The sequence below is a fragment of the Cupriavidus sp. 01L46 genome (genome assembly GCF_056399905.1).
Map to the genome: position 1 here is coordinate 47,661 of NZ_JBFTSF010000004.1, position 23,844 is coordinate 71,504.

Consider the following 23,844-nt stretch of genomic DNA (forward strand, 5'->3'; position numbering starts at 1 on the left):
GGGAGCGCTTGTCATGGGGTTGAGCCAGACCGGCCGTTATCGCCTCGGCGTTGCCTCGCGCGTGGTGGCCGCCATCGGGGGCGGCTATGTACTCGCGGCCGTGGCCACCGGGCTGCTGGCCGTGGTGATGCCCATGCCGCCGGACGAGGCCGTGATGACCGCCACGCTGCTGTCGTTCTCGCTATATGCGTGCGCGGTGCTGTGGGTGTTCGCCGCCGGCAGCGCGTGGCGCGCCTGGGCCGGCGTGGCGGTGCCTGCCGCGGTGCTCGGCGTCATGCTGGCTGCCTTGCGAAGCGCGTCATGAGGGCCGGGCTGCGCCAATCGATGGCCTGGCTGCATAGCTGGTCCGGGCTGCTGGTGTGCTGGGTGCTGCTGCTGGTGTTCTGCGCCGGCACCGCCAGCTACTTCAAGGACGAGATCACGCTGTGGATGAAGCCCGAGCTGCACCGCTCGGCCGCCACGCCAGTGTCCAGCGCCGAAGCCGCCAGCCGTGCGGTAGCCTACCTGCAGCGCAACGCCGCGGACTCGCCCCGCTGGTTCATCAACCTGCCGGATGCGCGCAACCCCGCGGTAAACGTGCTGTGGATGCGCCCACCCGGCGCGCCGGCCTCAGGCATCGGAGGCGGCCGCGGCCGCTTCGAGAGCCGCACGCTGGATCCCGCCACCGGCGCCTTCCTGCAAACCGTGCGCGACACGCGCGGTGGCGAGTTCCTCTACCGCCTGCACTTCGACCTGTACTTCATGCAGGCGATCTGGGCGCGCTGGATCATCGGCTTTTGCGCGATGTTCATGCTGGTGGCCATTCTCAGCGGCATCATCACGCACCGGCGCATCTTCCAGGACTTCTTCACCTTCCGGCCGCGCAAGGGCCAGCGCTCCTGGCTCGAYGCGCACAATGCCACCGCCGTGCTGGCGCTGCCCTTCCACCTGATGATCACCTACACCGGACTGGTCACGCTGATGTTCATGTACATGCCGTGGGGCATCCAGACCGCGTACGAGGGCAACCAGCAGGCTTTCAACAACGAGGCCTTCGGCCGCGCGCCGCAAGGCAAGCCAAGTGGGCGCGCGGCCCCGCTGACGCCGGTCGCCCCGCTGGTGGAACAAGCCATGCGCCATTGGGATGGCGCGCAGCCCGGCCGCGTCGCCATCATGCTGCCCGGCGATGCCAACGCCACCATCACGGTGTCGCGCGGCACCGAAGGCTCGCTGTCCGCCAATGCGCCGTCGATGCGCTTTAACGGCGTCACCGGCGCGCTGGTCGCAGCCACTGGAGACGCGCCCGCCGCGGCCAACCAGACGCGCGGCGTGATGGTGGGCCTGCACGAGGCGCATTTCGCCGGGCCCTTGTTGCGCGCGTTGTTCTTCGTGAGCGGGCTGGCAKGTTGCGTCATGGTGGCCACCGGCGCGCTGCTGTGGGGCGTAAAAACGCGCCAAGGCCAGGCCAAGGCACTGGCGGCCGGCGAGCGCCCGAGCTTCGGCCTGCGGCTGGTGGACGCGCTCAACCTCGGCGCCATTGCCGGCCTGCCGATCGCGTTTGCTGCGTACTTCTGGGCCAACCGCTTGCTGCCCGTGGGCATGCCGCACCGCCCCGACGCGGAGATCCATGCCTTCTTCATCGCCTGGGGCACGGCAGCCGTGCTGGCGCAGGTGCGGCCGACGCGCGGCATGTGGCGCGCGCAACTTTGGGCCGGCGCGCTGATGCTCGCTGCCATTCCCGTGCTCAACGCCTTCACCACGCAGACCCACCTGGGCGCGACGCTGCTGCAAGGCCAGGGGCCTGCTGCCGTGGCGGGGTTCGACCTGACGGTRCTGGCGCTGGGCATTGCGCTGGGCGCGGCAGCGCATATCCTGGGGCGGCGCGCCAAGGCGCGCGTGCCCGCGCGGCGCCCGGCGCCGGCCAAAGGCACTGGTATGCCGTCCAGCGATGCGAAGGGAGCCGCATGAGCGCAAGCCTGGGTTTCCTCACCGCGCTGGCCCTCACCTATAGCGGTTTCACCGCGCTCAGCCAGACGCTGGACCGCCACTATGCCGATCGCCACGGCCGTGGCGCCGCGCCTTCGCCCGCCGCGCGCTTGCGCCTGCAGGGACTGGGCTGGGCCGCGCTGGCCCTTGCCCTGGCGGCTTGCGTGCAGCAGCAAGGCTGGCCGATGGGCAGCGTCTCATGGATCGGCACGCTGACGCTCGGCGCGCTCGTGCTGGTGCTGCTGCTCAGCTACGCGCCGGCCATCGCGGTACGCGCCGCCCGCTGGGCAGGGATGCTGGGCGGATGCGGGCTGCTGACGATGGGCGCGATGCCCGCCTAGCCATCTCTGGGGCCTGCGAACAGGATCAGGCGCGCAGCAAGCACATCTCACCCGTCCCGTCGGAGAGCGCGACAACGAAACCGTCCGGATAGCCGCGGGCCGCGAGCGGCTATCATGACGGCCATTCCAACTCACTGGCACAGTCCCTCGCTCGCCATGCCTGACAACGCCCCCGCAAGCCAGCCTTACGCGCTGGAGAATCCCTTTCTCGAATCGCTGAATCTCACCATCGTGGAGTGGCAGCCGGACCTGGTGCGCATGTCGCTGATGCCGCAGGCTGCGCACCTCAACAACACGGGCGTCGTGCAAGGCGGCATCCTGGCCACGCTGCTGGACGCGGCGGGCGGCTACGCCGGCCTGTTTCCCGAGCATGGCATGCGCCGTGCCGCCACCACCATCTCGCTGAACGTCAACTATGTCTCGTCCGCGCAAGTGGAGCCGCTGCTGGTGGTTGGCCGGCGCGTGGGCGGTGGCCGCCGGGTATTTTTCTCCAACGCCGAGGTCACCGACAGCCAAGGCCGCTTGATCGCCACCGCGCAGGCCGCGTTCCGCAGGAAAGATCCGGTCTGAGGGAGACCAGACCGCGCCCGTGTTGCCGGTGCGCCGGCCCTGGCTCGGCAATCACAGCAGCCGCGCTTGCGGCAACGCATCCGGCCGGGCTGCGGCGGCGCAGATTTGGCACGCAAGGCGGGCTAATCGCGCGACGACAGCGGCGGCGCAATCTCTTCCAGCGGGCGCTTTTCCGCATTGACCGCATAGCGCAGGGCAAACAAGCCCGCGACGATCACCAGCGCCGCACCAATGCCATAGCCAACAGCCACCGCGGCGCGGCTGCCGCTTGCGATCAGCGCGCCGAACAGCAACGGCCCGATAAAGCCGCCGGTGCCCGTCCCCACGGCGTAGAACACCGAAATGGCGAGGGCGCGCGTCTCGATGGGAAAGACCTCGCTCACCGTCAGGTAAGCGGAACTGGCCGCCGCGGAGGCCAGGAAAAACACCGCCGACCAGCACAGCGCCTGGCTACGCGCGTCAAGCCAGCCCTGCTCGAACGCCCACCCGGTCAGAGCCAGTCCAACACCGGACAGCACATAGGTAAGGCCGATCATGCGGCGCCGCCCGGCGCGGTCGAACAGTGGCCCCAGCAGCAGCGGCCCCAGCACATTGCCGAGCGCAAAGGGGAAGATATACAGCCCTACGCGGTTATCGGGCACGCCGTGAAAGCGCGTGAGCACCAGCGCATAGGTAAAGAAGATCGCGTTATAGAAGAACGCCTGCGAGACCATCAGCGCCAGGGCGACCGCGCTGCGCAGCCGGTAGCGCTTGAACAGTACGTGCGCGACCTCGCCAAGCGTAGGCGCCGCGCGCCTGGAAAGCAGGATCGTGCCCGTGGCTGGCGGCAACGCGCCGTACTGGGCCACCACCTGCGCCTCGATGGCGGCGACGATGCGCCCGGCTTGCTCGCCACGCCCATGCGTCAGCAGCCAGCGCGGGCTCTCCGGCACGTCCCGGCGCACCAGCAGGATGGCTAGCGCCAGCACTGCGCCGAGCAGGAACGCCGCGCGCCAGCCCAGGGCCGGGCCCAGCACACGCGGATCCAGCAGCACCAGGCTCAGGCCCGCGCCAAGCGCGGCACCGAACCAGAAGCTGCCGTTGATGGCCAGGCTAACGCGCCCGCGCACGCGCGCCGGGATCAGTTCATCGATGGCCGAGTTGATCGCCGCGTACTCGCCCCCGATGCCAAGGCCCGTCAGGAAGCGGCACACCGCGAAGAAGACAAAACCCGTGGAAAAAGCGGTGGCCAATGTCGCCGCCATGTACACCGCCAGCGTCACCAGGAACAAGGCCTTGCGGCCAAGGCGGTCCGCAAGGCGGCCGAACACCAGCGCGCCCAATACCGCGCCAGCTATGTACAGCGACCCTAGCCACCCTACCTGCGCCGCATTGAGGCCCAGGCCATCCGGGCGCTCCAGCACGCCGCCCAGCGATCCCACCAGTGTCACCTCAAGCCCGTCGAGCACCCACGCCACCCCCAGCGCGATCACCACCCGCCAGTGCCAGCGCGACCACGGCAGGCGGTCCAGGCGGGCGGGGATATCGCTCTGAATGCGTGGCATGGCGGGTTCCGTCCCAGTGCGGCGATTGGCAAGCATGCGCTGCAGTCTGCGCCTGAGAGGCGCTTCCGGCATCAGCTCAGCCGTTCGCGATGTTTTCGTCATTCATCTGCACGGCCTGGCCGCTGAAGTAGCTAGCCAGCTAGCCGCGCTGGGGGCCAGGAACATGTAGCCGCCAGCGCCCGGCGCGCCAGGCGCGCGACGCCTACAATGAATCATGGCCACCATATAAGGGAACCGCCATGATCGCCTATATGCTCTTCCTCGGGGCAGTCGTCCTGCTCTATGCCTTCGTCATTCGCGCGGGCTTTTTCCACAAGTCGGTGCTCTATCCGGAACACGCCCATCCGTTCCATTACTGGTGGGACCGGATCGTCCATCACCAGAAGAAAGAGAAAGCCAGCTAAGGCGCTTGGACCCTGCAAGGCCTGACCAGGCCGCCCAGCCCGCCGCCCAGCGGGCTGTTTCATGCCGGTGACAGGCACCGGACACCGAGCGTGGTCCCCGGAACGGAAAACGGAAAGCGAGCGCCACGCCAAAGCGGCCCTTGCTGCTCATGATTGCCTGCCTGGGTGCTAAACTGACCGCCCTTCTTATCCGGCTGTTGCTCCCTCTCCATGCGCTTTTCCCGTCTCGCTACCCAAGCTGCATTCCTCTCTGTCTGCCTGGCATCCGCCAGCGCCGGCGTCATCGCTGCCGCGGCCCCGCCCGCGCCCACGCCCGACCAGGTCACCGCCGCTATCCAGCAATCGGAGGCCGAGCGCCTGAAGCAGCTGGAGCAGACTGACCCGGCTGCGGCCGAGCGTGCGCGCTCGCCGCTTGTGGCAGGGATCATGGCTTCCATCAAGGCGCACACGGTCAAGGGCTGCCTGCCCGCCAGCGGCGGCGAGATCGTCTGTATCGTCGGGGTCAAGGCTGGCCGCCGCGACGGCTACCGTGCGCTGGCCTTCGGCGGCAACCCGGAGCCGTGGGTGCTGGTGCGGCGTGAAGAACCCGCCATCAGCGGCCCGGATGCCGGGCAAGCCACCGCCTCGATGCGCGAGTTTGCCCGTGGGCGATTGAAGACCGAGACGGATGCGGAGGCAGTCGCGGAGCTGACCGCAATGGCCACATCGCTGACGGTCAAGCAGCTCGACGAGTGCGGCCTGAGCCACAATAGCGGCAACGTGCGCTGCTCCGCCATGATCTCTACCGGCGGCAAGCCCGACCAGCGCGTCACCGGCTTTGCCTTTGCGCTCGAAGCCGGCGGCTGGCGATTCGTACCGCACGAGCAGTAGGCAGGCCGCTGAGGCCATCCCGGGCCACTGCCCCGCAKGGGGGCGAGGATCACATCTCCTAGCTTCGAACGTTGATCCAAGTCAAGTGGGTGATGAAGCACAAACCCCACGCTGTTGGGGCAGATACCCGCCGCCCATGGTGAGACACTGCGTGCGGGCGGGAAAAGCGTCTCGCCCAATGTCACTTCTTCGTGCCCTCCGTTTATCCGGTGGGCATTTTTTTGCCTCGCCAAGCGCAAGCCATCGCTTTCAAGACAAAAGCAGAGCCCGAAACTCCGGGTCCTGCACGAAACGTCCTGGCCCGAATGGCCTGTGGCGTTCTTCCACATCATCCCKATGGTGGATCGCCGGGCGCCGGCACAGGCGCTTTTCCGCCGTCAATAGTCCTTCACGATTACCCCAACAAGAGGGGATCGTCCCCACGTGAGATGGGTGCACAATCCGGCCTGAAACAGCAAGCGCAGACCTCGAATCCCATGCTAGATGACGCGAAACCGCAGATCGATCCGGCCCGTTGCCGCGAAGCCATGAAAGCGTTGGGGGCCGGTGCGCTCACGGATGCGCAGATGCCTGGCGCACGGGCCACGGCGCGGCAGATCGCGGAGCACCGGACGCGTGCCCTCGCGGATTTGCTCGAGGAAGCGATTCGGAGCGGGACGCCGCGAGCGCTGGGCAGCCATCGCAGGCGGTAACTCACAAAACGAGGACAAGAAGCTGCGCGGGTTGGCTGGCTTGCGCAATCCACGCGGCTACGCGCGCCGGCGACAGGACCCCGACTCGAACAGTGCTGGCTCGACATGTGGCCACCAACGCTCCAGAAAAGAAGACGCCCGCGCGCGGCGGGCGTAAAAAAAACGCCTGTAGAGGCGGATGTGTTTGCTGCCACACTTACGAATCTACTCTGGACATCTAGAGTGAAAATGCTCGCTAGTCTTGGTCATCAACAGGATTCGCCGAGTGCCAGGCTGATCCCTCCCAGGCGCCTGGCATTTTCCGTGACCGGCCGCTTTAGCCAGCCCGCCTCCATCGTTTAGCGCCCGGGTCTGCAGCACGGTGCGCAAGCGCACACTGCGTCAAAAAACTGCGAGGAAAAAAGCCGCCCGAAGTCGGCTGATAGATTGTGCTGCTCCGGCTACTCGCCGGCTTCTTCTTGAATCCCCGTTTCCTTTTGAACCCCGGTTTCCTCCTGAACTCTTACCTGCCGTGCTGTCGCGTATCCCAAGATCGTCACACTATCGTCATCTAGCTTGGTGGACTGCGCGGGCAACGTGCCAGCCGGGCACGGCCGTCGGCGGTCACCCATGATTGCCCCCCGTCATCGCGTCGCGCATTTAGACATTCGAGGCCGCCTTTCGCCTCGAATGCCGCGTCAAGCCCACACCCGCTACGAAGTGCCCGGCTCCGGTGCGATCGGCACCCCGGCCACCGTGACAATTGTTGACAGTCCCAAGCCGCCCGCCCTGCTAGCMTTGAAACTCGCATCGCGGCCCTCCGCTGGGCACGATGCGAATTCGTATCCCCGCCTGGCATTCCGTGCCTGGCGGGATTTTTTTTGCTCCGGAAGATGCCCGCTCGTGGCGGGCTGTGGCAAGCCTTGATTACCAGTTCAGCGCTGCGATCTTGCGAAAGCACCGCAATGCGATCAATGCCACTGGCCTCGATATTCAATGGAAGCCGAGCATTCGGGCGTATCGCGACCTGTGGGACGAGATCAATGGCGCAAGCGCGTGGGCCGCGAACCCATGGGCGGGGGTGGTGGAATTTCGGAAGGTTCAGATATGAACGTCAACCCATTCCCTGGCCCAGGCAAGGCCTTCGGCAAGTGCCCCTTCAAAAGTCGGGTAATAGCCAAGCGGGTCGGAGGTCTCGAGCACTTGGCCATCCTTCTCTACGGCCCCCGAAGCTTCGAACGAGCCATCCACCAAGGGCTTCGCAAAGCCTCGGATGGTGTATCCGCCATAGGTCGCGATGGACATAGTTGCCCCCTCGGGGCTCGTAGTTTGAACCGATACGCGCTCACTTGGCAGACGGGTTCAGTGATCGGCGGTGTCGCCTACGTCGGCGTCAGCTACGAAACCCATTCCGCCCTTGCTTTCGCCCAGCCGCACAGCAACAAGAACGGCCGAGTGCGGCACGAGGATGATCGATGCTTTGTACCTCAACTCGGTCATTCCACCGCTTGTATCGACGCCGTCACAAAACAGCTGGCTCCAGTCGTCGACGCGKGCGTGTGTCTTGAAAATCGTCGGCGACAGTTGGCGCCAATGTGCGCCAGCCAGGACCACAAACCATGGCATGTCCATCTCCGGAGTGCTTCTCAGGGAATCGTAGCAATGAAGCGTCTAACGACCAAGGCCGCAGTGACCGAAATAGTAGACGGCCACGGCTGGAGGCGGCTCTCTGGCCGTTTCTATTACCTCTCGCGTAATTGGCGCGCAGCCCCCCAGCTCCGACACTGAGCTCGCCTGGACTCGCCAGGTAACCACCACCGGAGCCGCCTCATGCCTGCCACCGCCATGACACATTCCGCGCCGCCCCTGCGCCATCCCGGCGCATCAAACCCCGCTGAGCGCCACGCCACACAGCCCGGCCATGTGCTGACCCGTGAAGGCGTGTCGCTCTTCGTGCGCGACTGGCACAACGGTAATCCGGCCGCGGACGTGGTGCTGTTCGCGGCCAGTTGGGCGCTGCCATCGGACGCATGGAGCGGGCAGATGCAGGCGCTGCATGCCGCAGGCATGCGCTGCATCGCCTACGACCGCCGGGGGCATGGCCGTTCCAGCGATCCGGGGCGCGGCTATGACTTCGATACGCTGGCCGACGATCTCGCGGACGTCATCGACGCGCTCGGCCTGCGGCGCGTGACGCTGGTCGGCCATTCGATGGCTGCGGGAGAGATCGTGCGCTACCTGTCGCGCCACGGCGCGGGCCACGTCGCCGGCATCGTGCTGGTGGGCTGCACCACGCCGTGCGTTGCGCGCAGCGACGACAACCCGGACGGCATCGATCCCGCGCTGCTGGCGCAAGCCGCGGCCGAGCTGGCGGACGACTTTCCGCTCTGGGTGGAGAACAACCTCGCGCCGTTCGGCGGCGGCCTGTGCTCGGCGCCGCGGCTTGCGTGGGTGCGCGCCATGGCGCTGCAGACTTCGCTGCAGGCGCTGCTGGGCTGCAATCATGCCAGCGTCCATGCGGATTTCCGCGCGGAGCTGCCGGCCATCAGGGTGCCGGCCCTGCTGGTCCACGGCGACAACGATGCCTCCTGCCCGATTGCGCTGACCGCCGAGCGCACGGCGGCCCTGCTGCCCAACGCCCGCCTCACCGTCTACGCGGGCGCGCCGCACGGCCTGCCGTTCACGCATGCGCGGCGGCTTGGCGCGGACATCCTGGCGTTCGTGCGCGAACTCGGCTAAGCCCCTTGCCAAGGACTCCTGCCATGCCCTCCTCGAGCCTGAACCGCGCCGAGAGCGCGCCCGTCCCGCACCACGCCGCCACATCGTCCCCGACCGCCATGGACCGCCTGGCCCTGTTGGTGATGCTGAGCGGCACCTTCATGGTGGTGATGGATTTCTTTATCGTGAATGTGGCGCTGCCTGCCATCCAGCGTGAATTGCACGCCAGCGCCGGCGCGCTGCAGTTCGTGGTGGCGGGCTATGGCCTGGCCAATGCCACCGGGCTGATCACCGGCGGGCGGCTGGGCGACATGCTCGGGCGGCGCCGCATGTTCATGCTGGGCCTGTTGCTGTTCGCGCTCGCCTCCGCCGCTTGCGGGCTTGCCCCGTCCGCGCCCGCTCTGGTCGCGGCACGCGTGGCGCAGGGCCTGGCGGGCGCGCTGCTCCAGCCGCAGGTGCTGGCCATGCTCTCGCTCACCTACACCGGCCCCGCGCGGGCGCGGGCATTCGCCGCGTACGGCCTGACGCTAGGCCTGGCGGCGCTGCTCGGCCAACTGGTGGGCGGCGCGCTGATCCGGGCCGACCTGGGCGGGCTGGGCTGGCGCATCTGCTTCCTGATCAACGTGCCCGTGGCTGTCATCGCGCTGGTGCTGGCGCCACGCGTGTTGCGCGCGTCGCCGCCCACCGGCGGCAGCAAGCCGGACGTGCCTGGCATGGTGCTGTTGGCGGCGGCACTGGGCGCGCTGGTGTGGCCACTGGTGGAAGGCAGGCAGCAAGGCTGGCCGCCCGCCGCCCTGCTTACGCTGGCCGTGGCGCCCGTGTTGCTCGTCATGTTCGCCTGGCATCAGCGCCGGCAGCATGCGCGCGGCGGACAGCCGCTGGTGAGCCCGGCGCTGTTCGCCGCACCGGGCTTTGCGCGCGGACTGGCCGTGACGGTAGCCTTCTACGCCGGCAATGCCTCGTTCTACTTCGTGCTGGCGCTCTACCTGCAAGACGGCCTTAGCCTGAGCCCGCTGCAAGGCGGCGGCGCGTTCACGATGCTGGCGCTGGGCTTCTTTGCCGCCTCACTGGCCGCGCCGCGCATCGCCGCCCGCCTGGGGCGCTCGTCCCTCGCCTATGGCGCGATGCTGCTGGCGGCGGGCCACTGGCTGCAACTGGCGAACACGCTGCTGCCATGGCAGGCGCAAGGCACCGGCTCGCTGGCGGTGCTGCTGATCCTGCTGGTGGTAGAGGGCGCGGGCATCGGCATGGTGATGGCGCCGCTGGCCTGCGCCGTGCTGGCGGGGACGGCGCAACACCATGCAGGCGTGGCCGCGGGCGTGCTTGCCACGGTCCAGCAGGCAGGCAATTCGGTCGGCGTGGCGCTGGTCGGTAACCTGTTCTATGCGCGGCTGGAAGGCACTGGCGCGGCGCATGGCTACGGCAGCGCCTTTGCCTGGTGCCTGGGATGCCTGCTCGGCCTTGCGCTGCTTGTCACCCATCTTTGTCACGGACAGCGGCTGGCCGCGGCCCCGTAGGCCCCGGAGCCACGCGCGGGCAGCTTCCCGAAATGGCGCAACGCCGCCAGAATCGGCTGGATTTCGCCTCTTCCGGCATCTAGAGTTACCAGCATCCTTCCCTACGCCCCGGCGCCCGGGTATCCAGGTACGCCGGCGGCGGCGACGAGGTGACTTATGCAGAACGGAAAAAACGTCGCCCGCGGCCCCGCGCCCGCCAGCCCGTGGCAGGTGCCGGACCTGACACCGGAGCGGGTGTTGCAGCTCGGGATGGGCTTCTGGGCCGCCAAGACCTTGCTMAGCGCGGTGGAGCTTGGCGTGTTCACCCAACTGGCGAAAGCGCCGCAGCCGGCCGGCCCGCTGGCCGCCGCCCTTGGCCTGCATCCACGCGGCGCGGTGGATTTCCTCGACGCGCTGGTGGCCCTGCACCTGCTCGACCGCGAAGACGCCGAGGCACCCAGCCGGTACAGCAACACGCCCGACACGGACCTCTTCCTGGACAAGGCCAAGCCCAGCTACGTAGGCGGCCTGCTGGAGATGGCCAATGCGCGGCTGTACCCCAGTTGGGCGTCGCTGACCGATTCGCTGCGCTCCGGCCTGCCGCAGACCCAGGCCGACGAGCATGGCGACCTCTTCGCCGCAATCTATCGGGACGAACAAGGCCTGCGCGGCTTCCTGCAAGCCATGACCGGCGTCAGCCTGGCCGCCGCCCAGGCGATGGCGCGCAAATTCCCCTGGGCCCAGTGCCAGACCTTTATCGATATCGGCACGGCGCAAGGGGCCCTGCCGGTACAGATCGCGCTGGCCCACCCGCATCTGCGCGGCGGCGGCTTCGACCTGCCCGCAGTTGGCCCGGTGTTCGAGGAATATGTCGCCTTGCATGGCCTGCAGGATCGGCTGCGTTTTTATCCCGGCGACTTCTTCAACGACCCCTGCCCGCAGGCAGACGTGCTTGTCATGGGGCATATCCTGCACGATTGGGATCTCGATCAGAAGCTATACCTGCTGGAAAAATGCCACGCCGCGCTGCCCGCCGGCGGCCGCCTGATCGTCTATGACGCGATGATCGACGACGCGCGCAAACAGAACGTGTTTGGCTTGCTGATGAGCCTGAACATGCTGATCGAAACCCCGGGCGGCTTCGATTACACCGGGGCGCAATGCTGCGCCTGGGCAAGGCAAGTGGGCTTTGCGCAAGCGCGGGTGGAACCGCTCACCGGGCCGGACTCCATGATGATTGCGACCCGCCAATGACGTAATGACGTAGCAACGCCAACCCATCGGAGAGGACGTGCCATGGCCGAGATGGAAAAGGAACAAGTGGTCAGCGTGCTGAACCGGATCCTCGAAGCCGAGCTTGCGGGGGTGGTCCGCTATACCCATTACTCGCTGCTTGTGTTCGGCTTTGGCCGCATCCCGATCGTTTCCTGGCTGCGTGAGCAGGCCAACGAATCGCTGCTGCATGCCCAGCAGGCGGGGGAATGGATTACCACGCTGGGCGCGTATCCGTCGCTGGCCATCGGCAAGCTGCTCGACAGCCACACCTTCGATACCGCCGCCATGCTGCGTGAATCGCTGGAAGCGGAAAACGCTGCCCTCAAGCTGTATCGCGAGCTGCTGTCGCTGGTGGAGGATCGCTCCGTGGCACTGGAGGAATTCGCGCGCCAGATGATCCAGATCGAGGAGCTGCATGCCGGCGAGGTCGACAAGATGCTGCGCAAGCCGGGRCAGGCCGCGGCCTTCGCCCCGCCGCCAAAAACCTGACGCACGAGCCGCGTGGGCGGTGTGCGTCAACGCCGTGCGGATGGCCGGCGCAGCACTTCGCCCAGGCCCGCGCGCGCCAGGCGCTGCGCGGCTGCGCGGCTGTTGCCGGTCCAGAAGCTCTGGTCGGCTTCGCCGATGCGGTCCGCCGTATTCTTCATGTGCTGAAAGGCGGCCTTGCGCGCCGCCTCCGGGTCACGCGCCTGGATGGCCGCGCACATGGCTTCATGCTCGGCGCGTACTTGCGCGGCCAGGTCGGTGCGCCGCGCCTCATTGCCGCGGGTGACGCGGATGGCATCCTGCAGTGCGCGCGTTAGCAGCCCGAGCAACTCGGTGTAGTGGGGATTGCCGGTGGCGCGGGACACGGCCATATGGAATGCCAGGTCCTCCTCCACGCCGTCGCCACCCGCGGCAACGGCGCGGTCGATGGCCTTCAGGGCGCGGCGGATCTGCGCCATCTCGGCCTCGCTGCGGCGCTCCGCCGCCAGCGCCGCCATCTCGGCCTCGATGCCGCGGCGCAACTCGATGATGCGGACCACGCCCCGCGCCGGGTCGCCGTCGCCGGGCCCAAGCCGGAAGGCTGCGCTGGTCCGGGGATCCAGCACCACGGTGCCGCTGCCCTGCCGGGTTTCGACCAGGCCTTCGGATTTCAGCCGGGAGATCGCTTCACGCACCACGGTACGGCTCACGCCATATTCCTCGGTCATGCACTTCTCGGTGGGCAGCCGCGCATTGACCGGATAAGCGCCTTTGCGAATCTGCCCCGCGAGCAGCGCGGTGATGCGATCCGCCAGAGTCATCTCGCCAGCCGGCTTTTCTGGCACTTCCGGGCGCGGCACGGTGTCTGTGCGCATTCGGCCTCCATGCTGGTAACGCAGGATGTTCTGCAGTTGGCGATGGGACTCGCCTGACGGCGATCATAGCATCGCGAACAAATTTGCTTGACAAATTCATAGTATAAATTTGCAATACAACTTCGGTCCAGCCGACGAGGCCAACGCCATGGGCGACGACATGCCTTTCGGCCTGGCCGCCTCAGAGTTTGGCGCCTGCAAAAAAACACAAGAACGGAGACGGCATGAAAACAATCGGCATGATCGGCATCGGCATGATGGGCCATGGCATCGCCACCAACATCGCCAAGCACGGCCACCCGCTGGTGCTGCTCGACCATCCCGGCAACCAGCCGGTGGACAACCTGCTGGCGGCTGGCGCCACCATGGCCGCCACCCCGGCCGAGCTCGCGCGTGCGGTCGATATCGTGATCCTGTGCGTCACGGGCACCCCGGAGGTGGAGGACGTGCTGTTCCGCTCGGACGGCGTGCTTGCCGGCCTGCACCAGGGCGCCGTGGTGATCGACTGCTCCACCGCCATTCCTTCGTCCACGGAGCGCATTGCCGCGGCGGTGGCCAAGGCCGGCGGCCGCTTCCTCGACGCGCCCATGACGCGCACGCCCAAGGAAGCCGCGCAAGGCCGCCTCAACCTGATCGTCGGCGGCGACCGCGCCTTGTTCGAGCTATGCCGGCCACTGCTGTCGTGCTTCGCGGAAAACATCGTGCACGCCGGGCCGGCCGGCTCGGGCCACCGGCTCAAGCTGCTGCACAACTTTGTCTCGCTGGGTTTCTCCGCCGTGCTGGCCGAGRCCGCCGCCTGCGCCGAGCGCTCTGGCGTAGACCCGGGCGTGCTGGTGGAGGTGCTGGCCAAGGGCGGCGGCGACGGCGTGATCCTCAACCGCTTGCGCCCCTACATCGAGTCGCGCGACGAGTCCGGCTTCCGCTTCTCGATCGCCAACGCGCTCAAGGACATGGGCTACTACACCACGATGGCGCAGGAGCTTGGCGCCGCGCGAGCCACGGCGGAGGCGGTGCGGGATACCTACGAGCGCGCCAGCCACACCGCGCGGCCGCAGCCGACGGTGCMGGAGCTGATTTCGATCCTGGCGGACGAGGCAGGCAAGGCGGCCTGATCCTCGCTCAGATCGCCCGCAGGTCGGGCAGCAGGCGATCGCACTCGCGCTTTACCACCGCATAGCACTCGCACACGCGCTGCTCCAGCCCTGGCCGGTCGAGCACTTCGATATGCCCGTGGTGGTAGCGAATCAGGTCAGCGTTCTGCAGTTTCAGCGCCGCCTCCGTCACGCCTGAGCGCCGCACGCCAAGCATGTTGGCGATCAGCTCCTGCGTCATCTTCAATTTGTTGGTTGGCAAGCGGTCCATGCTGAGCAGCAGCCAGCGGCACAGTTGCTGTTCGATGGAATGATGCCGGTTGCACACGGCAGTCTGCGCCATTTGCGTGATCAGCGCCTGCGTATAGCGCAGCAATAGCCGCTGCATGGGGCCGGCGCGATTGAATTCCGCCTTCACCGTGGCGCTGTCAAGCCGATAGGCCGTGCCGGCGCTCTGGACGATGGCACGGCTTGGCGTGGTCTCGCCCCCCATGAACAGCGCAATCCCGACCATGCCCTCGTTGCCAACGATGGCGATCTCCGCCGATGCGCCGTTTTCCATCACGTAGAGCAAAGATATGATCGACGTGGTTGGAAAATATACATGATTGAGCCGGTCGCCAGACTCATAGATCACCTGCCCCAGCGGCAAATCCACCAGCACCAGCTGCGGCGCCAGGCGCGCCCATTCTTCTTCCGGCAACACCGCCAACAGATGGTTGGCTCTCGCGTCTTCCTGTGTCTGCATGGGTGTGCCTCGTAGGTTCAGGACCTGCCTCTTGCCGGCATTTGCCATGGCAAATCAGGGTCAGGACCGCCATCTCCATCTGAATCGCAGTGTAGTCCAGTCGCATGGCGCGCTTATCGAAGCCGCCAGAGACTGGCGGGCGAGCGCTCGCCACCTGCCCTGCGCCATAAAAAAAGAATCCGACTTGAACGCTAGCGTACCGACTTGTCGCTGGCCCCCGCCTAAGATGCCCCCAGATGTCGACTGGCCAGCTGCCTTAGGGCTGCAGGGCCGCATCACAGCCAAGGCATGCCTCTCCCTCCCCCTTGGGGGCATGTGGTCAGTAGTGGCGCTCGATCCACTTGGCAGGGGAAACGTTTTGGAGGGCGCATGCAAGCCCAAGCTAATGGTCGCAGTGTGATCGTCTATCCCGACATGATCGGTGGATGGTACTTCTCGGAAATCGACAGGAAAGCCGTCTACCGCTTCGGGCCATTCGAGTCGCACAAGCTCGTCACGGAACTGGTGGGGGTGTTGTTCCCGGAGATTCCGGCGCTTGAATTGGTAGAGCCGTCGTCAGAAATGGATGATAGCGCCCTGATGATCCTGGGCAATGGGGAACGGGTATCACGAGTCACACAAGAGCAGGGAACTGCCAGGCAGTAGACGCGGTTGCGACCGGGCAGGGGTCGTGCAGCCGACCGGCGATGGCGGCAAACGCAAGCCAACGCTGAACGCTATTCCTTTCATGCCCTCGGCCTTCGGGCCGAGGGCTTCTTTTTTGCATGGCGCGGCGTTGGATTCCGTGTCCGCCATCGTACCGACTTCGCAGCCGATCCATGTCAGTCTCAACCTGTCGCGGCGCCGCATTGCGGGCCTTCGCCATGTAGCGAGCGCGATGCGATGGATCTCGAGGTGACATCATGCGCAGCGTCCTGTATTTCCGGCTTAGCGATATCGCCGCCGCAAGAAGCATGCAGTCTTCGTTGCAGGCGTTACCTGTTGCCCCTGTCCATCTCGGCGGGCCCTGGTTCATCCAGCGCGACGACCAGCCCATGGAAGGGTTGCCCCGAGCCGCGTCCAAGCAAACAACGTATCGCCAGGAATGGGCGATAGCGGGCACTGTGGCCGGCGCCATATTGGCCATTGCCGCGACGCTGCATCTCGGCACCTCGGCCGGCACCTTTGCCAGCGTCCTGGCCTGCGTGGCGAGCGGTGCGCTCGGGGGCTTGTGCGGCGCCTGGATCGCGGGCCAGCTTGGCGCACGCATCCTGCGCGGCAAGGTTGCCCGGGAACGCGCACAGCTCGCGCAAGGCGAGATGCTGCTGGTCGCGAGCTGCGCCGGGGACGCGAAGGATTCCGTCAAACGCATGATCAATGCGCTAGGCGGCGTGAGCGTCGAGGAACACAGTGACGTCATGCCGGGTTTCCGGTGGGCGTGACGTATTGCGGATGACCGCTGCAGCGCATCACGCCTGCGGCGTGGTATCGATAGGAGCATGTCATGCGAACTCGTCTTGTTATTTGCGCTGCTGCGCTCGCGCTCACCCAAACAGGGTGCTTGTGGGTACCCGGCGGCGAAGGCCGCACCGGTGGCGATGGCGGCTATCGCGGGGCACAGCGGCATGACGGCCATCCAGGCAACGAGTGGAACAACGATCATCGCTCCGGCGATCGCGGACAGCCGTACGGCACGGAGCGCTCCGGCGACAACCGGGAGCGCGACTACTCGCCAAGAGGCGGTTGGACGCAATGACGTTGCCGGATAGCAGGCGCGCAAAAATGCGGCACAGCGCGGGTGCTATCATCCAACGGCCCTAGCCTCCCCCAATCGCGCCGATGCCGCCGGACCCCGCACCAGACAAGCCCACTGCCGCCAACGCGCTCCCTGATATCCGCCGCCTGCGCGCCCGCTTTGTCGCCATTTCCTGGCGCGACCTGGCCGTATCCTTCGGCCCCGTGCTGGCCCTTGCCCTGGCAGCCATCTGGCTCGCCGTATGGCTGGTGCAGCCGGCGCCGCCGAGCACCATCTCCATCAGCGCGGGCCCCAAGGGCAGTTCCTTCTACGACGCCGCCGAGAAGTACGCAAAGATCCTCGCACGCAATGGCGTCACGCTGAATGTGCTGGCCTCCGAAGGCTCCCGCCAGAACGTGCAGCGGCTGGCCGATCGCAAGCAGGACGTCGACCTGGCGCTGGTGCAGGGCGGCGTCTCCAGCGATATGGACACCGAGGGGCTGGTCTCGCTGGGCAGCATGTTCTATGCGCCCATCACGGTGCTGTACCGCGGCAAGGAACAGCACAAGCTGTCCGACTTCCGCAAGTCGCGCATCGCGATCGGGCGAGAAGGCAGCGGTGCCCGCGCGCTGGCGCTGACACTGCTCAAGGCGAACGGCATCGAGCCGGGCGGCAGTGCCGAGCTCATCGCGTTCGATGGCGAYGACGCCGCCCAGGCGCTGGTCGACGGCAAGATCGATGTGGCCATGCTGACCGGCGATTCCGCCACCGGCCCGATCATGCGCAAGCTGTTTCGCATGCCGGGCATCCGCCTGCTGGATTTCGCGCAAGCCAATGCCTATACGCGTCGCTTTCTCTATCTGCAGGAGCTGGTGTTGCCCGCCGGCGTATTCGACCTGGGCAAGAATCTCCCGGCACATCCGATCCGCCTGATCGGCCCGACGGTGGAGCTGGTGGCGCGCGACTCGCTGCATCCCGCGCTGTCCGACTTGCTGATCGAGGCTGCGCGCGAGGCCCACGGCAAGGCCGGGCTGCTGCAAAGCGCCGGGCAGTTCCCCTCGGCCACCGCGCATGAGTTTCCGCTGAGCGACGACGCCACGCGCTACTACGCGTCGGGCAAGGGCTTCCTGTACCGCCACCTGCCCTTCTGGCTGGCGAGCCTGCTATCCCGTGCGCTGGTGCTTGTGCCGGTGATCGTGATCCTGATTCCGGCCTTCCGGCTGGTGCCCTCGCTCTACAAGTGGCGGGTCAAGTCCCGCATCTATCGCTGGTACGGCGCCCTGATCGAAATCGAGCGCGTGGCGCTGGTGAACCCCTCCGAGGAAGAAAAAACCGCCCTGGCCCAGCGCCTCGACCACATCGAAGACGCGGTCAACAGGATGAAGATGCCGCTCGCCTATGCCGACCAGTTCTATGTGCTGCGCGAGCATATCGTCTTTGTGCGGCGCAGGCTGACGGGCGCGCTCTGAGCTGGCGCAGCGGCGCTACGTACCCGGTGCGGCTAGGTTGTGGATGCCCGGAACCGGGAGGTTGGGCACGCGACCATCGCGCCGGATGCAGATACAATCCGGCAGCGCCGACTTGTCAATCACGACCTGACCCCGATCCATGCCTAACCCTACCCGGGCCTTCCTTCTCGGCCCGCTGCTCAAAGGCGTTTCACGCTCTTTCTATCTCACCCTGCGGGTGCTGCCCGCCGGGATGCGCGATCCGATCGGCCTGGCGTATCTGCTGGCGCGCGCCGCCGACACCATTGCAGACACCTCGCTGATTCCGCCGCAGCAACGGCTGGAACTGCTGCTGTCGCTGCGTGATCAGGTCAACGGCGCCACGGACGATGGCACGCTCATGCGGCGGCTGGCGGCAGAGGTCGCCGGGCAACAAGCGCTATCGGACGAGAAGGTTCTGCTCGAATCGCTCGGCCCGGCGCTGACGGTGCTGTCCCAGCTGGGCGCGGCCGATCGGGCTGCGGTTCGCGAGATCGTGTCGACCCTGGCCTCCGGCATGGAGTTTGACCTGCGGACCTTCCCCGACGAAAGCTCCGGGCAGATTGGCGTGCTGCGCGAATGGGAAGAGCTGGACCGGTACACCTACCTGGTCGCGGGATGCGTGGGCGAGTTCTGGACCAAGATGACCTACGCCCATATGCCCGGAACACTCAAGGGAGAATCCGAGGCGATGCTGCTGCGAGGCGTGCGCTTTGGCAAGGCGCTGCAGATGACCAATGTGCTGCGGGACTGCGCCAAGGACCTGCGGATCGGGCGTTGCTACCTGCCCGGGGCGATGCTGGACCAGTATGGACTGACGCCGCAGGATTTACTGCTGCCAAGCAATTCGGCGCGTGCGAAACCACTTCTGTTCGCGCTGATCCGCAYGACGCTGGGTCATTTCCGTGAGGCGGTGGATTACACGTTTGCCATTCCTGCGTTCTCCGTTCGATTGCGCCTGGCGTGTTTGTGGCCAGTGCTGATCGGGTTGGAGACACTGCTGCTGCTTGCGGGCAACGACGATTGGCTGGATCCGGTGAAAGTGCTCAAGATTCGGCGGAGCGAGGTGTACCGGATTGTGGGGTATTCAGCGTTGATGGCGCCGTCCAATGGCTTGCTGCGGATCTGGGTTGAGCGGTTGATGGGGGGGATCGAAGCGCGGCTGGAACGCTAATGGCCAAAGAAGCCTTCCGCATCTGCGGAGCGAGCCCTGCGGACATTGCGCGCCTTTGCACCCGCCGCGCAACGGCCCATGGACGCGATCGCGCCTGGGCCAGGCGCCACACAGCGGGTCTCCAAGGCTGCAATCACTTGCTGCTGGAGTGGTCGTCGCCCCCAAGCGGATCGACAATGATCATGGTGCGGTCCAGCACCCCGCGATCGTCAAAGTAGGCGCTGAAGTGGGCCGGCTGGTAAGCGCCGATGTAGAGCCGGTACGACCATGCCTCGCGCTTCATCAGCGGGTAGTACTCGACCGGCTCGCGTGGCAGGCCGAAGCGCTGGGCCACGTCCTGCTTGGTCCAGGTACCCGGGCGCGCCTCATAGATCTCCTTCTCGGTAAGCATCTGGCGGAAACTGGTGAGGTTTCCGCTGGCGTCGAAATCCGCCGCGTAGACTTCGAACCCGAGCGGCTGCTTTGAGTAGATCCAGCGGCTGGTGCCGCCGGCGAGCTGGTAGGTCTCCGTGGGCTTGCCAAAGGTGTCGCGCACGGTGCTCTGCGGGCCGCCGATCATTTTTTGCGCGGTCTCGACCGGCTGCAGGAACGCGCAGGCGCACAGCGCGAGCGCAGCGGCGCTCGCTCCTATCCATTTGGCTAAGCGATATTGCATGACCATTCTCCATCGTTGGCGCGGGTCGTGTTCTCGGGCCAGGAACCCTTCCAGCATAGTTCAAGCACGCGCACACGCCGCGCGCCCCGCCCCTACGGTAAACGCTTCAGGCAGCGGGATTATTCCGCTGGTTTCCACCAACCCGGCCGACAGTGGCAAAGTTGGCCTTAACAAATGTACCCCGCGATATAGCAGAACGCCGCCGTGCCGCTCCCGTACTCGGTGTCGCGCAGCGTGAATGCACCGGACAGGCAGATGAACGCGGTCATGCAGGCCAGGAGAACAAGCAGGCAAATTGCCAGAATGGACAGCTTTTGCATGGCAAACCCTTCCCTCGGAGAAGCAGCGGGCGCCGACCCGACGAGCCGACGCATGGCGAAAACCGGGGCGCCAGTCGCAAAGGCGGCGCTGATGCCCCCCCGCTGATTCGCCCGCTATTTCACCCGCTGAATCACCATTACGCATTTCCCATGCCCGTGCCAGCATGGCGAAATAGCGCCCGAATGTGCTTCGGAAGGAAGCCACGCCGCTAACGCTGTTGGGCTGTGCCACACACCGGGGTTGGCGCCGCCCGAACTGTTACCTGAGCGCAGATCTCGGCCCTGCCTCACCAACGCCGCGGCACGACGGTGCGCCCGATTTTGCATGCCCGATTTTGCACGTCCGATTTCGTGCACCCTATTTCGTGCGCCCGTCCACGCGCTGCAACGCCGCCCCCACTTCCCCATAAAACTCCCGCAGCGCCGCTACCTCCAGGTCCGGCGGCAGTAGTGCCGGCCAGAGCAGCGCCACGATATCCTTGGCGGTCCGCTCGATATCCACCGGCCGCTGCCTGGCGATTGCGTCCCAAAGAATGTGTTCCATCGGCCCGAAGATMGCCGAGCGCAGCAAGCTCAACGGCAGGTCGGCCCGGATCTCCCCACTCTCGCGCGCGCGCGCCAGCATATCCATCAGCGGCGCGGTGTAGCGCCGTTGCAGCGGCACGAACACCTCGCCCAGCCCCGGCCCTCTGGCGCGGCCTTCGGAGAGCACCAGCGCGCATAGCCCGGTCCCCTGGATCAGGAACAACCGAAGATGCGTGCGCACAAAGAACTCGAGCTGCGCCTTGGTGCTCTGGCCGCGCGGCATGCCTTCTTCCACCGCCGCGATGATCTCGTCGTACCAGTCTTCGATCACCCGCACACAAAGCTCGCGCTTGCCGTGGAAATAGGTGAACACCGTGGCTTCGGAGATGCCCAGGCGCTGTGCGATCTCGGTGGTGGTGGTGCGCTCGTAGCCCATTTCGGCAAAGACTTCGCGGGCCACGCGCAGGATGTCGCGGATGCGTTGCTCCGCCTTGGCGCTCGCGGGGACGCGGCGCCGCACCATGATGTCGTCCATCGACGTGTTACCTCGCTTGCCGGAAGCCGGCGATTATAGTGCGGCGCAGCATGAAACAGATGCCCGGGCACGCCCTGGGGCGCTGCTCGCCCCCGTCACGGGATTGTAATTGATCTTTACTCAACTCATGGTTGCAATTTTTCGGGTCTGCGTGTACTTTTCCAGTCAACGCCACTGCCCTGATGCCACATAGGACGGGACAAGGGCGCAGAATATATGCGCACCCCCCCCGACTTGAGCTACACTCAACAAAGTTGAACAAACCTCAAGAAACCGGGATACGGACAATATTGCGACAGCGCTTTGGAGACGAGTATGACGATGCAGGGTGCGGCTAGCCCAACGATCTTGCCCATTGGCGGGCTCTCCCACGTCAGGGGCAGTACCGACATTCCCTTGTCCGAGCTGACGGTGCCGGCGCTGCTAGCCGAAACCGTAGCGCGTTTCCCGGATCGCGAGGCGGTGGTGTTTCGCGAGCAGGGTATCCGCTGGAGCTGGCGGGAATTCGCACAGGTGGTGGACGCCATGGCCGGGGGCTTGCGCCTGCTGGGCCTGGCGCGCGGGGACCGCATCGGCATCTGGTCGCCGAACCGGGTGGAGTGGCTGGTCACGCAGTTCGCCACCGCACGCCTTGGGCTGGTGCTGGTGAACATCAATCCGGCATACCGCCTGGCGGAGCTGGAATACGCGCTGAACAAGGTGGGCTGCAAGGCCATCGTGGCGGCGGAGTCGTTCAAGACGTCGCGCTACCTGGAAATGCTGCAGGCGCTGGCGCCGGAGTTGCAAAGCTGCGAGCCGGGCGCGCTGCAGGCAGCGCGCTTGCCCGCGCTGCGCTGGGTGATCCGCATGGGCGGCGAGCGCACGCCGGGCATGCTCAACTACGATGCGCTGCTCGCCCATGGCACGCATGCCCTCACCGGCGAGCTGGACGCGATCACCGCGCAGCTRGATCGCTACGACCCCATCAATATCCAGTTCACCAGCGGCACCACCGGCGCGCCCAAGGGCGCCACGCTGACGCACCGGAACATCGTCAACAACGCACGCTTCATCGCCATGGCGATGCGCTTCTCCGAGCAGGACAAGCTGTGCATCCCGGTGCCGTTCTATCACTGCTTCGGCATGGTGCTGGCCGTGCTGGCTTGCGTATCCACCGGCGCCTGCATGGTGTTCCCCGGCGAGGCGTTCGAGCCGGCGGCAACCATGGCGGCGGTCAGCGAGGAGCGCTGCACGGCCTTGCACGGCGTGCCGACCATGTTTATCGCCCAGCTKGACCATCCGGATTTTGCCAAGTACGACTTCTCCACGCTGCGCACCGGGATCATGGCGGGCTCGCCCTGCCCCATCGAGACGATGAAGCGCGTGATCTCGCAGATGCATATGGCGGAAGTAACGATCGCCTATGGCATGACCGAGACCAGCCCGGTGTMCTTCCAGAGTTCCACCACCGATCCGCTCGACAAGCGCGTGACCACCGTGGGGCTGATCCAGCCGCATCTTGAGGTCAAGCTGGTGGACGGCACCGGCGAAATCGTGCCTGTTGGCGAAAAAGGCGAGCTGTGCACGCGCGGGTATTCGGTGATGCAGGGCTATTGGGACGACGAGCCCCGCACCCGCGAGGCGATCCGCGATGGCTGGATGCACACGGGCGACCTCGCCACCATCGACGCCGAGGGTTACTGCAACATCGTCGGGCGCGTGAAGGACATGCTGATCCGCGGCGGCGAGAACGTCTACCCACGCGAAATCGAGGAATTCCTGTTCCGCCACCCGAAGGTGCAGGCCGTGCAGGTGTTTGGCGTGCCCGACCCCAAGTACGGCGAGGAAGTCTGCGCGTGGATCGTGCTCAAGCCGGGCGATACGGCCACCGAGGACGATATCCGCGCCTTCTGCCGCGACCAGATCGCGCACTACAAGATTCCGCGCTACATCCGCTTTGTCGACGAAATGCCCATGACCATCACCGGCAAGGTGCAGAAGTTCGTGATGCGCGAGCGCATGACGCTGGAACTGGGGCTTGGCGACAAGACCACGTGACGACCCAACTGAATCCCATCTGACATCGGGCCGCCACCTGCCGCGGCCGTATTCCACTAGATAGCGAGCACTCAACCATGAACGAACTCCCCGGCCTCAATTTCCACCTCGGCGAAGACATCGACATGCTGCGCGAAACCGTGCGCAACTGGGCGCAGGCCGAACTGGCGCCGCGCGCGGCGGAGATCGACCGCAGCGACCAGTTCCCGATGGACGCCTGGAAGAAGATGGGCGACCTCGGCGTGCTCGGCATCACGGTGGCGGAGGAATACGGCGGCGCCAATATGGGCTACCTGGCCCACATGATCGCCATGGAAGAAATCAGCCGCGCCTCGGCGTCGGTCGGCTTGTCGTACGGCGCGCA

Annotated in this window: 27 protein-coding genes; 19 read left to right on the forward strand and 8 right to left on the reverse strand. The window is 66.2% G+C overall.

Annotated features, from left to right (window positions below; genetic code table 11):
• The first annotated feature begins 13 nt into the window (after positions 1 to 13).
• The 4 genes from AC1DS3_RS01775 to AC1DS3_RS01790 all read left to right on the forward strand — a co-directional run bounded on the left by AC1DS3_RS01775 (position 14) and on the right by AC1DS3_RS01790 (position 2,876).
• The gene (locus AC1DS3_RS01775; RefSeq protein WP_441638485.1) at positions 14 to 304 is read left to right on the forward strand and encodes a DUF3649 domain-containing protein; all 291 of its coding nucleotides are present in this window, start codon (positions 14 to 16) and stop codon (positions 302 to 304) included.
• Positions 301 to 1,947 carry a PepSY-associated TM helix domain-containing protein gene (locus tag AC1DS3_RS01780; protein ID WP_477126590.1) on the forward strand — a complete coding sequence of 549 codons (1,647 nt, stop codon included), beginning with the start codon at positions 301 to 303 and terminating at the stop codon, positions 1,945 to 1,947. Before AC1DS3_RS01775 ends, AC1DS3_RS01780 begins: the two co-directional genes overlap by 4 nt.
• Positions 1,944 to 2,306 (forward strand): DUF3325 domain-containing protein, encoded by a 363-nt coding sequence (locus AC1DS3_RS01785; protein ID WP_441638489.1) that lies wholly within the window; start codon positions 1,944 to 1,946, stop codon positions 2,304 to 2,306. The genes AC1DS3_RS01780 and AC1DS3_RS01785 overlap by 4 nt, the downstream gene beginning before the upstream one ends.
• A 114-nt stretch (positions 2,307 to 2,420) precedes the next feature.
• Positions 2,421 to 2,876 (forward strand): PaaI family thioesterase, encoded by a 456-nt coding sequence (locus tag AC1DS3_RS01790; protein WP_441638491.1) that lies wholly within the window; start codon positions 2,421 to 2,423, stop codon positions 2,874 to 2,876.
• A gap of 122 nt (positions 2,877 to 2,998) precedes the next feature.
• Here the strand turns inward: AC1DS3_RS01790 and AC1DS3_RS01795 are convergent, their stop codons facing one another.
• On the reverse strand, positions 2,999 to 4,420 hold the full coding sequence (locus AC1DS3_RS01795) for an MFS transporter (RefSeq protein WP_441638493.1): 1,422 nt from the start codon (positions 4,418 to 4,420) through the stop codon (positions 2,999 to 3,001).
• A gap of 239 nt (positions 4,421 to 4,659) precedes the next feature.
• On the opposite strand from AC1DS3_RS01795, the gene AC1DS3_RS01800 reads away from it, so the two are divergent.
• The 3 genes from AC1DS3_RS01800 (at position 4,660) to AC1DS3_RS01810 (ending at position 7,476) form a co-directional block, all read left to right on the forward strand.
• Positions 4,660 to 4,824 (forward strand): hypothetical protein, encoded by a 165-nt coding sequence (locus AC1DS3_RS01800; RefSeq protein WP_253931542.1) that lies wholly within the window; start codon positions 4,660 to 4,662, stop codon positions 4,822 to 4,824.
• 210 nt (positions 4,825 to 5,034) lie between these two features.
• On the forward strand, positions 5,035 to 5,694 hold the full coding sequence (locus AC1DS3_RS01805) for a hypothetical protein (protein WP_441638496.1): 660 nt from the start codon (positions 5,035 to 5,037) through the stop codon (positions 5,692 to 5,694).
• Positions 5,695 to 7,197: 1,503 nt separating this feature from the next.
• Positions 7,198 to 7,476 carry a hypothetical protein gene (locus AC1DS3_RS01810; protein WP_441638498.1) on the forward strand — a complete coding sequence of 93 codons (279 nt, stop codon included), beginning with the start codon at positions 7,198 to 7,200 and terminating at the stop codon, positions 7,474 to 7,476.
• Here AC1DS3_RS01810 and AC1DS3_RS01815 read toward each other — a convergent pair.
• Positions 7,467 to 7,670 carry a hypothetical protein gene (locus AC1DS3_RS01815; protein ID WP_441638500.1) on the reverse strand — a complete coding sequence of 68 codons (204 nt, stop codon included), beginning with the start codon at positions 7,668 to 7,670 and terminating at the stop codon, positions 7,467 to 7,469. The two genes, AC1DS3_RS01810 and AC1DS3_RS01815, sit on opposite strands and share 10 nt — an antisense overlap.
• Positions 7,671 to 7,727: 57 nt before the next feature.
• Positions 7,728 to 7,991, reverse strand: a complete 264-nt coding sequence (locus AC1DS3_RS01820) for a hypothetical protein (protein WP_441638502.1) — start codon at positions 7,989 to 7,991, stop codon at positions 7,728 to 7,730.
• A gap of 204 nt (positions 7,992 to 8,195) precedes the next feature.
• Between AC1DS3_RS01820 and AC1DS3_RS01825 the strand changes: the two genes are divergently transcribed.
• The 4 genes from AC1DS3_RS01825 (at position 8,196) to AC1DS3_RS01840 (ending at position 12,343) form a co-directional block, all read left to right on the forward strand.
• A complete protein-coding gene (locus AC1DS3_RS01825) occupies positions 8,196 to 9,104 on the forward strand; it encodes an alpha/beta fold hydrolase (RefSeq protein ID WP_441638504.1) in 909 nt (302 codons plus the stop codon).
• A gap of 23 nt (positions 9,105 to 9,127) precedes the next feature.
• A complete protein-coding gene (locus AC1DS3_RS01830; protein WP_441638506.1) occupies positions 9,128 to 10,600 on the forward strand; it encodes an MFS transporter in 1,473 nt (490 codons plus the stop codon).
• Between the two features lie 156 nt (positions 10,601 to 10,756).
• Entirely contained in the window at positions 10,757 to 11,833 is a 1,077-nt protein-coding gene (locus AC1DS3_RS01835) for a methyltransferase (RefSeq protein ID WP_441638508.1), read from the forward strand.
• A gap of 42 nt (positions 11,834 to 11,875) precedes the next feature.
• On the forward strand, positions 11,876 to 12,343 hold the full coding sequence (locus AC1DS3_RS01840) for a ferritin-like domain-containing protein (protein WP_441638510.1): 468 nt from the start codon (positions 11,876 to 11,878) through the stop codon (positions 12,341 to 12,343).
• A 26-nt stretch (positions 12,344 to 12,369) separates the two neighbouring features.
• On the opposite strand, the gene AC1DS3_RS01845 is transcribed toward AC1DS3_RS01840, so the two are convergent.
• A complete protein-coding gene (locus AC1DS3_RS01845) occupies positions 12,370 to 13,194 on the reverse strand; it encodes a FadR/GntR family transcriptional regulator (protein WP_441638512.1) in 825 nt (274 codons plus the stop codon).
• A 224-nt stretch (positions 13,195 to 13,418) separates the two neighbouring features.
• On the opposite strand from AC1DS3_RS01845, the gene AC1DS3_RS01850 reads away from it, so the two are divergent.
• Positions 13,419 to 14,306, forward strand: a complete 888-nt coding sequence (locus tag AC1DS3_RS01850) for an NAD(P)-dependent oxidoreductase (protein ID WP_477126591.1) — start codon at positions 13,419 to 13,421, stop codon at positions 14,304 to 14,306.
• 7 nt (positions 14,307 to 14,313) lie between these two features.
• On the opposite strand, the gene AC1DS3_RS01855 is transcribed toward AC1DS3_RS01850, so the two are convergent.
• Complete coding sequence (locus AC1DS3_RS01855; protein ID WP_441638516.1) at positions 14,314 to 15,033, reverse strand: Crp/Fnr family transcriptional regulator; 720 nt, start codon at positions 15,031 to 15,033, stop codon at positions 14,314 to 14,316.
• Positions 15,034 to 15,402: 369 nt separating this feature from the next.
• Between AC1DS3_RS01855 and AC1DS3_RS01860 the strand changes: the two genes are divergently transcribed.
• The 5 genes from AC1DS3_RS01860 (at position 15,403) to AC1DS3_RS01880 (ending at position 19,408) form a co-directional block, all read left to right on the forward strand.
• Positions 15,403 to 15,678, forward strand: coding sequence for a hypothetical protein (locus AC1DS3_RS01860; protein ID WP_441638518.1), 276 nt, complete (start codon positions 15,403 to 15,405; stop codon positions 15,676 to 15,678).
• A 257-nt stretch (positions 15,679 to 15,935) separates the two neighbouring features.
• Positions 15,936 to 16,454: a hypothetical protein gene (locus AC1DS3_RS01865; RefSeq protein WP_441638520.1), complete on the forward strand. Its 519-nt coding sequence runs from the start codon at positions 15,936 to 15,938 to the stop codon at positions 16,452 to 16,454.
• Between the two features lie 62 nt (positions 16,455 to 16,516).
• Positions 16,517 to 16,768 carry a hypothetical protein gene (locus AC1DS3_RS01870; RefSeq protein ID WP_441638522.1) on the forward strand — a complete coding sequence of 84 codons (252 nt, stop codon included), beginning with the start codon at positions 16,517 to 16,519 and terminating at the stop codon, positions 16,766 to 16,768.
• A gap of 83 nt (positions 16,769 to 16,851) precedes the next feature.
• Positions 16,852 to 18,216, forward strand: a complete 1,365-nt coding sequence (locus tag AC1DS3_RS01875; RefSeq protein ID WP_441638524.1) for a TAXI family TRAP transporter solute-binding subunit — start codon at positions 16,852 to 16,854, stop codon at positions 18,214 to 18,216.
• A 139-nt stretch (positions 18,217 to 18,355) separates the two neighbouring features.
• A complete protein-coding gene (locus AC1DS3_RS01880; RefSeq protein ID WP_477126592.1) occupies positions 18,356 to 19,408 on the forward strand; it encodes a phytoene/squalene synthase family protein in 1,053 nt (350 codons plus the stop codon).
• A 133-nt stretch (positions 19,409 to 19,541) separates the two neighbouring features.
• Here AC1DS3_RS01880 and AC1DS3_RS01885 read toward each other — a convergent pair whose 3' ends face one another.
• The 3 genes from AC1DS3_RS01885 to AC1DS3_RS01895 all read right to left on the reverse strand — a co-directional run bounded on the left by AC1DS3_RS01885 (position 19,542) and on the right by AC1DS3_RS01895 (position 21,443).
• Positions 19,542 to 20,063, reverse strand: a complete 522-nt coding sequence (locus tag AC1DS3_RS01885; RefSeq protein ID WP_441638528.1) for a hypothetical protein — start codon at positions 20,061 to 20,063, stop codon at positions 19,542 to 19,544.
• A gap of 167 nt (positions 20,064 to 20,230) precedes the next feature.
• Positions 20,231 to 20,383, reverse strand: coding sequence for a hypothetical protein (locus AC1DS3_RS01890; RefSeq protein ID WP_441638530.1), 153 nt, complete (start codon positions 20,381 to 20,383; stop codon positions 20,231 to 20,233).
• Positions 20,384 to 20,741: 358 nt separating this feature from the next.
• The gene (locus AC1DS3_RS01895; protein ID WP_441638532.1) at positions 20,742 to 21,443 is read right to left on the reverse strand and encodes a TetR/AcrR family transcriptional regulator; all 702 of its coding nucleotides are present in this window, start codon (positions 21,441 to 21,443) and stop codon (positions 20,742 to 20,744) included.
• A gap of 315 nt (positions 21,444 to 21,758) precedes the next feature.
• Between AC1DS3_RS01895 and AC1DS3_RS01900 the strand changes: the two genes are divergently transcribed.
• Both AC1DS3_RS01900 and AC1DS3_RS01905 read left to right on the forward strand, forming a co-directional pair.
• Positions 21,759 to 23,480 carry an AMP-binding protein gene (locus AC1DS3_RS01900; RefSeq protein WP_477126593.1) on the forward strand — a complete coding sequence of 574 codons (1,722 nt, stop codon included), beginning with the start codon at positions 21,759 to 21,761 and terminating at the stop codon, positions 23,478 to 23,480.
• Between the two features lie 77 nt (positions 23,481 to 23,557).
• Positions 23,558 to 23,844 (forward strand): acyl-CoA dehydrogenase family protein (locus AC1DS3_RS01905; RefSeq protein ID WP_441638539.1); only part of this gene is annotated, 287 nt, incomplete at its 3' end.